The organism is Acinetobacter brisouii (assembly GCF_008993995.1).
GTDB lineage: Bacteria > Pseudomonadota > Gammaproteobacteria > Pseudomonadales > Moraxellaceae > Acinetobacter > Acinetobacter brisouii_A.
This window is the reverse complement of sequence record NZ_BKNN01000194.1, coordinates 1-323: the sequence shown is the minus strand read 5'-3', so window position 1 is coordinate 323 and position 323 is coordinate 1. Positions and strand designations below refer to the sequence as shown.

Annotated in this window: 1 protein-coding gene; it reads left to right on the top strand. The window is 41.2% G+C overall.

Annotated elements, in window-relative coordinates:
• The coding region (locus GBN19_RS15625; protein ID WP_151778720.1) for a DDE-type integrase/transposase/recombinase at positions 1–323 on the top strand (323 nt) is incomplete at both ends.

Below are 323 nucleotides of genomic sequence, written 5' to 3'. Positions count from 1 at the left end.
CCGAGATGACCAAAAACGGGCAGATGATTTAGTGAAACGTAATTTTAATGCTGATCATCCAAACCAACTATGGGTGGGTGACTTTACGTATATTCAAACTCATTCAGGCTGGGTATATACCGCATTTGTTATTGACGTGTTCTCACGAGCAATTGTTGGATGGAAAGTATCTACACGGATGAATACAGACATGGTGCTCGATGCACTTGAGCAAGCATTGCACGATCGAGGCATGCCAAAGAATGTGATTCATCATTCCGATAGAGGTGTTCAATATCTTTCTATTCGCTATACCAATCGTTTAGAAGCTGCAAATTTACGAG